7 protein-coding genes are annotated in these 10,800 nt (G+C 45.8%); 6 read left to right on the top strand and 1 reads right to left on the bottom strand.

Annotated elements, in window-relative coordinates:
- From OEV42_20440 to OEV42_20415, 6 genes are all read left to right on the top strand, one after another.
- The coding region (locus OEV42_20440; GenBank protein MDH3976639.1) for a hypothetical protein at positions 1 to 4,273 on the top strand (4,273 nt) is incomplete at its 5' end.
- 372 nt (positions 4,274 to 4,645) lie between these two features.
- Complete coding sequence (locus OEV42_20435) at positions 4,646 to 5,185, top strand: hypothetical protein (protein MDH3976638.1); 540 nt, start codon at positions 4,646 to 4,648, stop codon at positions 5,183 to 5,185.
- Entirely contained in the window at positions 5,185 to 6,231 is a 1,047-nt protein-coding gene (locus OEV42_20430) for a hypothetical protein (protein MDH3976637.1), read from the top strand. The genes OEV42_20435 and OEV42_20430 overlap by 1 nt, the downstream gene beginning before the upstream one ends.
- 139 nt (positions 6,232 to 6,370) lie before the next feature.
- Entirely contained in the window at positions 6,371 to 7,780 is a 1,410-nt protein-coding gene (locus OEV42_20425; GenBank protein MDH3976636.1) for a cytochrome c biogenesis protein ResB, read from the top strand.
- A 144-nt stretch (positions 7,781 to 7,924) separates the two neighbouring features.
- The gene (gene ccsA / locus OEV42_20420) at positions 7,925 to 8,797 is read left to right on the top strand and encodes a cytochrome c biogenesis protein CcsA (GenBank protein ID MDH3976635.1); all 873 of its coding nucleotides are present in this window, start codon (positions 7,925 to 7,927) and stop codon (positions 8,795 to 8,797) included.
- Positions 8,798 to 8,836: 39 nt separating this feature from the next.
- Positions 8,837 to 9,976, top strand: a complete 1,140-nt coding sequence (locus OEV42_20415) for an ankyrin repeat domain-containing protein (protein MDH3976634.1) — start codon at positions 8,837 to 8,839, stop codon at positions 9,974 to 9,976.
- 81 nt (positions 9,977 to 10,057) lie between these two features.
- On the opposite strand, the gene OEV42_20410 is transcribed toward OEV42_20415, so the two are convergent.
- Positions 10,058 to 10,800, bottom strand: a 743-nt coding sequence (locus tag OEV42_20410; protein ID MDH3976633.1) for a tetratricopeptide repeat protein, incomplete at its 5' end; no start/stop codon positions are given.

The following is a 10,800-nucleotide window of genomic DNA, read 5'->3' as shown; positions in this document are numbered from 1 at the left end:
GGATGGATCCAGGTCTAGCGCAGTACCTACTGATAATCAGGTTTGGACTTCCCTGACAAATGGCACGGCTACGGCCTTTCCTTATACCGTTGTCAACGGTATAACCGATGTGAGGGTCACCATAGTTGCCAAAACAGGGAACACGAACGGCTCCCAAAACCAGCTCTGGGTGGACGATGTATCCATAACCTATACACCCCCTCTGTCGGGTGATACACTTACCGTTGACGCTAATACGCCTGTCGCTTCGGCTGTCACAGAAGGTGAAAGCAATGTGCAGATGCAATATCTGACAGTGAGCTGTGATAATGTTGATGACGGCAGTTGCGAGATCACATCAGTTACCGTTGATGATATTGGTACAGTTGCGGCCGGAGATCTTACAAACCTTAAAGTTCATTTTGATAGTGATAATAATTTCGGCAATGGTGTAGACGGTACGGCAACGGTAGCCGCCTGGGATGGGACCCCTGTTGTTGTTAATACAAGTACTACAGCGGGTAGAACTGTGACCAACGCAGGGGGGGCAAAGTATATCTGGATTACTTATGATGTCGCCGGAGGCTCAGCAGGTAAAAAAGTGCAGTCCAGTATAACAGCTATTGGCGTTGCCGCACCTGACAGTGGTCCTTCGGGAACATGGAACAGCAATGGTCCCATAACGATTTCATCGACACCGACTGATACTTTATCGGTAAATGCCAACACGACTGTTGCTACCGTTGCAACGGAAGGAGATACAGATCTTGAAATGCAATATCTCACCGTAAGCTGTGACAATGTTCAGGATGGAAGCTGTGAAATTATTTCTGTTACCGTTGATGATACGGGTACGGCGGGGGCAGGTGATTTTACCAATCTAAAAGTCCACTTCGATAGTGATAATAATTTCGGTAACGGTGTGGACGGTACAGCAACGGTTGCTGCCTGGAATGGAACTTCCACTGCCGTGGATACAAGTGCTGTAGCGGGCAGAACGGTGACCAATGCGGGCGGGTCAAAATACATCTGGATAACCTATGATCTTGCCGGAGGCTCTGCCGGAAAAACCATTCGTTCACAGATAACTGCTGTCAGTGTTGCAGCACCTGATGGCGGCGCCATAGGAACATGGAACGCTAACTCAATGACGATTGCATCGACTCCTAAAGATACCTTGACGGTAAATGCAAATACACCAGTAGCCGTCAGTGCAGCTGCGACGGAAGTCAAGGTACAGATGCAGTACCTTACAGTGAGTTGCGATAATGTACAGGATGGCAGTTGTGAAATTATCTCTGTTACCGTTGATGATCTTGGAACGGCTGGCGCCGGCGATTTTACTAATCTTAAAGTCCACTTCGATAGTGATACGGACTTTGGTAACGGTGTCGATGGAACGGCAACGGTAGCTGCCTGGACTGCTGCTTCTACTGTCGTTGATACGAGCGCAGCAGGTGGCAGGACGGTAACTAATGCGGGCGGGTCAAAATACATCTGGATAACCTATGATCTTGCCGGTAGCGCTGAGGCGAAGACGATCCGGTCGAGTGTAACGGCTATTGGTCTTGCCTCGCCGGATGTGGGAGCTTCGGGAACATGGAACAGCAATGGTCCTATTACAGTTGCTGCCGCTCCTCTGAGTCCTTATAAGGTTACTCTCTGCTCAGATTGCCATGATTATCCGCCAAAAGATGGTTCGGCGAGAAATGTCCCCGAAGGAGCTGTGCTTGGTTCTCATTCGACACATGTTAAAAAAGTGGGTGTTCTCTGTGTAGAATGTCATGGTAATACGACGACGGGAGAAACGAATCTCGCTCACAGAAATACCTTTATCCAGTTTACATCTGCATTAAAAAATGGTGGAAGTTACAGTAAAGGCGCAAGTTTTGCCCAGTCAAATAATCCTGTGCCTGGCACCTGCACCGCCTACTGTCACGGTGCGAATATGGCGACAGGGGCAACGGGTGCAGTAGCTGCACCCACATGGGGAAATAGCGCCACCGTCTACTGTGGTTCATGCCACAAAGAATTACAAACAAATATGACACAGGGTTCTCATGCAAAGCACCTGACATTACCAAATAACATTAACTGCTTTTTCTGCCATGCATCGAACCTTGATACAACCCATGTCAATGCCAGCGTAACCTTTAAAGATACGAGTACGCTGAGTACGACCTCGGTCTGTGCCTCATGTCATAATGGTGGAGCACCGGAAGCCAAGTTCGACTGGTACAGTACAGTGGCTACGCAGACCTGCGATACCTGCCACCTTACTACGGGAGATGTGGATGATTTTTCTTATACCAACCTCACATCGGCAACCAAAGTTGTTGCAAAAATTGACACGACGGAATTTTCGGGCCGCGGTCACGGCAAGACGGGAGGAAGCTATGATTATACGGGTAATCCGGCGGCGAACAAGGTTTGCACAAACTGCCATGATTCGACGGTTAACCATAATGATGGCTCAAATGCCTTCAGGACGTTGTGGTCAGGAGATCCCGATACCTTCTGCCTTGGCTGTCATGGAAGCGGCGCCCAGTTGCAGGGGGCCTTTGCTACCATTACGGGAATTCAGAACCACTCACGCACAAATATACAGAATGCCGGTTACAATAACGTAACGACCTGGCGATTTATACCGAAATGTATCGATTGCCATGACCCTCATGGTGACAACAATATCGGAATGATCCATAATAAAATATTTACCGGTGGCAGCAATGCGCTCGGAATTCCTAATCCATTCGTCAATGCATCAACGGTTATATTCAGCAAGTATACGGGCACTAACAGTTTTGGTGACGATACGGGCAATACCAATGTTTGCGAGGTTTGCCACAGCCGGACCGCTTTCCACAGGTTGGATCATTCGATGCCGGCCCATAATAACGGGCTGGACTGTACTGGCTGCCACGATCATAAAGCGGGATGGGCGCCCCTTGGCGGAGATTGCAAGACCTGCCACGGACAGGCTCAAACCGGTGTTTATAACCCGAGACAGATTGTCGGCGCCGGTGGAGACTTTGTCAAGCTGAGTCGACACGTAAGTGACGGAACGGCAACGGAGATAGTCACCAATTATGACTGTGCCGTATGCCATGCTGAAGGTGATGTAACTGCCATCAATGCCGGTACAGGCTGGAAAAGTTCAACCTATCATAATGACGGCTCGACGTCGACTGACCGCATGGTCAGTCTCAGAAATGTCGATAATATTGCTGCCGCGCCTTACGAATTCAACAAGAATGCCGTTAATGAATCCATGCGGACGGCGATGGACAACTTCTGTATGGGTTGTCACGATGTAGACGGTGCTTCAGACATTACCGTTAATTCCACAAATGACGGACTTGATACGGGTGGTTCCGTAACAAGGAATCTGACGCCCTTTAATACAAATGACGCCGTTACAAATGGAAATGACCTTATGGGAACGAGAACGAGGGTTGTCGATGTAAAGAGTCAGTTCTTTGCCGGATCCGGTGGATCAGGTGCCGGTTATAACGGTAATCCTTCTCAGCATGCCGTTCTTGGCGCCAGATACAGTGCGAAACACAGCGATACAAACGCAGGCCAGTGGGATACGCTGGCATGGACTAACCACTCCTATAGAAACGGTGCCGTAGCCAACGTGGCCAAAGAGACGGCGACGCTGCACTGCTCTGACTGTCACCTTTCCGAGTCTAACGCTCATGGTGCAACCAATGCCTGGTATATGCTCCAAAATGGTACCCCCAATGATTACACAACAGACTATGCAATGGAAGGCATTATTCCTAAAAATGATGTCACCGCCTCGACTGATATCGGTGAATCCATGGTTTGCTGGAAGTGTCATAGCCCTGCCGTATACTCCGGTAATGGAATAAACGATGCGACAGTAAGCCGGACAGACCATAGTGACGATGGTGGTGGCTGGTTTGATGTAAGTGACTTTGGCGGAAAGGTGAGCCAGGGCGCTTACCTTGGTCCTGCCTGCCTGCTTTGTCATTCCGGCGACGGTTTCGGACGTATTCATGGCCGTGGGTCAGCTACTGACGGTGATAACGGGCAGTATACACCCAATGGTGGTACGGGTTCATTTACCAAGTACCGTTTTATGCCCGGAGCATGGAATGCATGGCAGCCTGGAACCGACGATACAGCCTGGAATGGTCCAAAGACAGGTGATACGGGTTGTTATCTCCCTGCATCTTCCTCCTGGACTGCATGCGGGCAGCACAGCAACGGTTCCAAGACGGGTAATGCTGCCACCATCAACTATGCAAGGCCGGTCAAGTATTAGTTCTGCCTGGCGTCCTGCCGGTAAAAATTGTACTTAATGAAAGGGGATTGAGAAATCCCCTTTTTTATTTTTAGAAATACTGAGGCAAAATGGCTTGCTTTATTATAAATTTTGCCGCTATTATCGTCTTATATGCTATGTCCTTGAATCTAAAGCTTAATTAGTTTTCATCCGGAAAGGGTGCTTTTTCGCAATCTCTGCGTCAATCTTCGGTTTTGCTTGTGCCATGTACAGTAGTACATTTCCGCGCAAATCCTTGATTTCCTTGACCTTGCAAAAAATTCCTCCTTTCCGAATTGAAAACAAAGTTTAATTTATTATAGTTTCCGGATAGACACTAATTAAGGGATGATGAAAAAAACCTATCTAATTGTGAGTGCCTTTCTTGTTGCCCTCGTCCTTTCTGCTGCCGTCAACAGGCCGACGGCGACGAGTGCCTTAAAGTTTAATGTCGGTCTTGGTATAAAAGGTGACATTGAGGAGATTGAAGGCGCCGTCAAACAGTATAATATTAACAGTGCCAGTTTTTATAATACAGCCGGGCTCGTTGCCGGGCTTGAAGAGATACCTGCAGCGCCGCTTTTAAAAAGGCGACTTTTTAAGGATATTAATATGCTAAAAAGAGACGGCCTTGTTATGGTCTTTGACCGTGACCGTCATGAGGTTAAGAACATTGAATTCTTAAGAGCCGATCTTGCCGCCGTCGAAACGGAAGAAGTGTGGGCAGTTAATTTGCAGGAGGCGGAAAGCAGAAAACCCCTGTCCTCCATAAAAGCCTCCCATGCTAAGGTCCGTTACATACTTAAAAAGGAACCTTTTTATGATCGTGGCATTATGTGGGTCATTTATGATGCAGACCTGTATTCGCCCGGCGAAGAGGTGCCGCAACTTAACCGGCAATCCGTATTATAATGATGATGAAGAATTCTTTATCAAATTTTACAGGAAAAGAAGCCCTTTATTTCCTCATACTCACGCTGGTTTTTTTTATAATTGCAGAAAAAGCAGCCATCTTCCGTTTTGAACCGGCCGGCTACAGGGAAATATTTCATTCGACTGCCGCCCTGATTTTAAGCCTCTTTTTTTTTCTGTACGCCTTCATCCAAAGTGTAATTCTTATTCGACACAGCCGGGGCATTATCAGGTTAGGTGGTTTATTCTTTCAGTTTGCCATTATTCTCCTTTGTACATCCTTATGGGTAAGTAATTATAGCCGTTTTGAAGGAAAGTTTGTTCGAATGCAGGGCCAGACCTTTAATGGTTTCAAAAAGGATTATCTTCCTCAAACGGTTTACCTGGGAAAAAAGGCTAAATTTGCTCATATGGGTGTAACGATAAAGAAAATTACTCCCTATCCGGCGTCTACAGTTAATAAACTTGATAAGGTGACTGCTGATATTATTTACCAGAGCCGAACCTCGAAGGGCCTTGTATATAAGACCTTCAGTTCCAAAATGCCTTTTTTCACTGACTGGTCCTTTGTATCCATTAGCGATTTCGGTTATGCGCCCAGGTATGTTCTCCTCGATAATGAAGAAAAGGAAGTGGAATCCAATTATCTTTATAAAAAACTCTACCCTCCCGGCAAGGAAGATAGTTTTGAGTTCTATTTCCTCGGCTATGTGCTTTATCTGCAATGCTTCCCCGATTTTGTTGATGTCGATGGAAAGGCTGCTTCCAAATCGGCAGAATTAAAAAAGCCCGTTTTTAATCTCCGTATTGCCAGAAATAAGGACATTGTCTATAACGGCCTGATCAGGACTGACGAAAAGATTCGCTTCGATAATATTCGAATGGCTTTTCCTGAAGTAAGGTACTGGATTGAGGTGAGTATTGTGAGAGATTTTGGTCTGCCTGTTCTTGCTGTTGCTTTTTTGTTTCTCCTTGTCGGGGTGGTCCTGTTGTGGATTGATGGGAGAAGGAAGAGGTCCTGTGAGATCTCCGGTGAAATTGATTAAGCCTGTCATTTCGACGACGGAGGAGGAGAAATCTTTAGAAGTTCAAAAGACAAGATTCCTCGCTTTACCCCAAGAGTACTTGTCACTTTGTTCGGGCGTGCCCGGAATGACAGTTATGAATTTTTAAACTATTTTGATTATGTCGGTAAATATTAATGAAAAATTAAAAGGCTTTTACAGGTGGTTTAAAAAACCCCGCACAACAATTTATATTCTTATTGCCCTTGTCATTCTCTATGGACTCGGCCTTATCATACCCCAGAAATTTTTCTTTGATTCAAAACTTGAATATGACGCCTGGCTCGATTCTGTTCCCTATCTTTATCATTTTATCGATTACATCGGTTTTACCGATATTTACCTTTCCCCGTTAACGCTCTTTGCCCTTGCCCTCTTTTTTATCAATCTCCTGGCAGTAACTATTGACAGGATCCCCATTCTTATTAAAAGGGCCTATATTGGTAAAGATGCCTTTCCTCATTTTAACACTGAAGATCCAGGGCGCTCGGCAGGGGGACGGCACCTTGCTATCAAGAATAAAAAAGGTTTACAGCGGGGTGGGCCCTTTGATGAATATTTTAAAAAGAAAGGTTGGTTTACGCTTTTTTCCGATGATGAGAGAAGGATGATTGCCGTAAAAAACCGTTTTGCCGTTTTCGGGTTCCTGCTTTTTCATCTCAGTTTCCTTCTTATCCTCGCCGGAGCGCTTCTATTCTTTTACAGCCGCTTTTCCGGCTATGTTGTGCTTACGGAAGGGGAGGCTTTTACCGGAAATTTAAGACAGTTTAAGAAAATAGTACGAAAACCTTCCCTTGAGCCGGATTTTTCCGGATTAAATTTCTTACTGGAAAAGGTAAGTATGTCTTACGAGGGAAACAGACGGGCTGACCTTGATATGACCCTTAACCTGTCTCCCGCTAATGGGAATGAAAAAGCTATTATCGGTATCAACAGGCCCCTCAAGAAAGGGGTTTTTACTATTCTTTCCAATAATGCCGGTGTGTCACCGCTTTTTATTCTTTACGATAAGGAAAAAGAGACGGAACTGGACGGTGCCTGGGTGAGTCTCAATGTTCTTGAAGGACGGGAGGACAGGTTCTTTCTCGAAAAAACGCCGACGCTGGTTTATGAAGTCTGGTTTTTTCCTGATTATGTCGTTGAAGAGGGGATGGAGACGAGCAAGTCCCATGAAATCAATAACCCGGCCTTTCATATTATTGTGAGAAAAGATATTGTCAGGCTGGCTGAAAAGACGATCCAGCCGGGCCAGTCCATCAGCTTTGACAAATACAGGCTTGTTTTTGCCGATTTAAGACTCTGGGGTGAATTTATGATAATCAGGGAGCGGGGCCCGCTCCCGCTGATTGCAGGTTTTATCCTTGCCATAACGGGACTGATTATGAGGCTTATTTTCTATCGCAAGGAGATAAAGCTGGCTTTTGAGGGTGATTCCCTGCGTATACTTGGTAAAAGTGACCTTCACTCCTATTCTTTTGAAGAAGAGCTGGATAAAATAGAAGAGGAGCTTGTTGCATTGCTAAAATCTTAACGGGTTGTTGCTCAAATTAGACAAATGCTTCGATAAGGCCTGTCGTGAGCTTGTCGAAGGGCTCAGCATGACCGGATTACTCCATTATCTTTGAAAAAAAGGTCTCCCTGAGCCTGTCGAAGGGTTTAGTAAAGAAAGGAAATTATGGATACCTTAGAAACAATACTTATCTGGGGCAGTGTATACTGTTATACAGGCGCTACAATTTTGCTGCTCACGGCTTTTGTTTTTAAGAAGGAGAAGCTGCTTGCCTGGGCGGGATGGTTTATCATTCCTGCTTTTATAGCTCATACGGGGGAATTTGTCTTAAGATGGCTGAGGACAGGCTATTTCCCCGGCAGCGGTGATTTTGAAAATGTTCTTGTCCAGAGCTGGTTCATTATGGCCTTTACGGTTTTCCTTTATTTCAAAAGAAAAGGTCCAATTAAAGGTCTTGCTCTTGTCAGTGTGCCCGTTGTCCTCGTTTTTCTCGGTTATGGCCTCATGCGCAATCCTGTACAGCTCCCCCTTGCTGTCTCATTAAAAAGCAGCTGGCTTGTCATCCACGTTCTTTTCGCCCAGCTTGCATTTGGCGCCTTTGCTATTGCCTGTGGTCTCGGTATCGTTTATCTTCTTAAGGAGAGCAAGGAAAAAAAGGGGATAAAGAGCGCTTTTTATGAACGCTTCCCCGCGCTTCCCGTCATAGAAGAGATGATGTTTAAATTTGTCATCTATGGCTTTATCCCTATGGCCATTCAGATTGCCGCCGGTTCTATTTGGGCAAAGGAACTGTGGGGAAAATACTGGAACTGGGATCCCGTAGAGATCTGGTCTTTGACGACCTGGCTTATTTATGGTGTCGCCATTCATTTGAGAGTCACTCTGGGATGGAAGGGTAGAAAGCTTGCATGGCTTCTTATCCTTGCAATGGTTGCTGTTTTTATAACCTTCTGGGGTGTTGATCTCATGGTAGAAAAGAGCCACCAGACTTTTGGAGTAGACTCTGGAACAGACTTTAAGAAGATGATGGGGAAGTAGGAGAAAACCATTTTTATATCATTTCATAAAGGAGGGGATATGAAAAAGATCAATTATGGCATTGGAGGGGTGATCGCCTTGTTGTTATGCCTCATTGCCGCCCTGGCCGCTGCATCAGAAACGAACCTTGATCTGCTCGATGCTTCGCTAAAAGGTGAGTTAAAGAAAGTCAAAAAGTTACTGAAAGAGGGCGGGTCAACAGAGGCAAGCGATAATTTCGGCAATACGGTTCTAATGAAAGCCGTTTCCGGGGGGCGCTATAAAGTTGTCAAATTTCTCCTGAAAAAAAAGGCAAACGCCGAGGCAAAAAACAGGTATGGTGACACGCCCTTAATTGAGGCGTCACGGCAAGGGCATGTAAAAATTGTCAAATTACTGTTGAAATACGGAAGTGATATAAACAGTAAAAACAGTGTTGGTATATCACCGCTCATAGCCGCCTCCGGGGCAGGACAAGCGAAGGCGGCCGCTCTTTTAATAGACAAGGGTGCCGGCGTTGATAATAGTGATGAGAATAAATATACGGCCCTTTGGTATGCTGTTAGAAAAGGACATGCCAAAACGGTAAATGTACTCCTCAATAAGGGGGCGGACAGGGGTATCAGAGGTTCCCTCGATGATTCCTTACTCATATTGGCTGCCATGTGGGGACATAGGGATATTGCTATAATCCTGATTGATAAGGGTTTGCAGGCAGACGATAGCAATAGCCATGGAAATACGGCCCTTTCCATTTCAGCCCATCGCGGACACGGTAATACAGTAAAGGCGCTTATCAATAGCGGTGCCGACATTGACCATCAAAACCAGAGCGGCGAAACACCGCTTGTTATGGCTGCAAGGAAAGGGCAGTCGAAAGTTGTGGACATTCTGCTCAAAAAGGGCGCTAATGTCCATATTGTTGATTCCGATGGTTATACGCCCCTCATGCTTGCTTCCGAGAATGGTAATGAAGAAATGGTTAAGGCCCTTATTGAAGGCGGTTCCCGCATAAATGATGTAAATAAGGCCGGTGATACGGCTTTAATGCTTGCCGCTGCCGAAGGAATGACAAAGATTGTAAAAATATTGCTCCAGTCGGGCGCCAATGCCCATGTGGCGAACAGGAAGGGTGAAAAGGCCCTTCATATGGCTAAAAAGAGAGGCTTTAAAGAAATCATTGAACTGCTTGAGAAGTAAAGCGTTTTTTTGTTAATCATAACGGTTTCAGCACGCATAATCCAAAAGGATGCGCCTGGCCCCTGCAAAGCTGTTTTCTTTCTATAGGAAACGCCCCTTTTTCAGATTTTTGAGCCTCTTCCTGACGCGCGCATTTTCCGGCTCCAGCGCCAGGGCTTTTTTAAGAAGCGCTTTCGATTCTTTCAACCTTCCCATTTTGAAATAGACAAAGGCAAGTGTGTTGAGGAATTCCACATTTTTTGGCTGAGTCCTTACTGCAAACCTGGATAATTCTCCGGCTTTTTCCAGATTGCTGCCTGACTCCGCATAAACCCAGGCAAGGTTATTGCTGATTCCTGGGTTTGCCGGCAGCAGGAAGATTGCGTATTCAAATTCTCTTGTGGCGGCATCCCGTTCATTTGCCTGATAGTAGGCGCTTCCCAGTGAGTCGTGAGACTGGGCTTCAAATCGCTTTTTTTCTTCTTCCGGAACGATATTGGAAAAGAGGAAAGCAAAGATAAAAATAAGGAAAAACAATACGATGGCATTGTAATTTCTTTCCTTCGCAAAGCGGACTAAAGAAAAAAGGGCAAAAGAGGCAAAGAGAATCAGGTAGGGCGCAATGGGAATCCTGTAACGGGAAGTAATGAAAAAAAGCATAAGGAAAATAACATAGGATAATATTATAAGGTATAAAAGGAGATATCTGTGCCAGCGGGTAAGGGAAAAGAGTATTCCCGCCACAGCCAGGGGAAAGATAATACCGTAATGAATAAGGGGGAGACTCAATATTGACGAATACTCCTTCATAAAATCGTAATTGAGATTATCAGGCACTTCGTAGG

This window comes from Deltaproteobacteria bacterium, assembly GCA_029860075.1.
Taxonomy (GTDB): Bacteria; Desulfobacterota; JADFVX01; order JADFVX01; family JADFVX01; genus JAOUBX01.
The sequence above is the reverse complement of the archived record's forward strand: the minus strand, read 5'-3'. Positions and strand labels throughout refer to the sequence as shown.

Bases quoted from the DNA above. Each gene is read 5' to 3' on its own strand.
- OEV42_20430 (MDH3976637.1), top strand. From the start codon at position 5,185: ATGATGATGAAGAATTCTTTATCAAATTTTACAGGAAAAGAAGCCCTT.
- OEV42_20425 (MDH3976636.1), top strand. From the start codon at position 6,371: ATGTCGGTAAATATTAATGAAAAATTAAAAGGCTTTTACAGGTGGTTT.
- ccsA (MDH3976635.1), top strand. From the start codon at position 7,925: ATGGATACCTTAGAAACAATACTTATCTGGGGCAGTGTATACTGTTAT.
- OEV42_20415 (MDH3976634.1), top strand. From the start codon at position 8,837: ATGAAAAAGATCAATTATGGCATTGGAGGGGTGATCGCCTTGTTGTTA.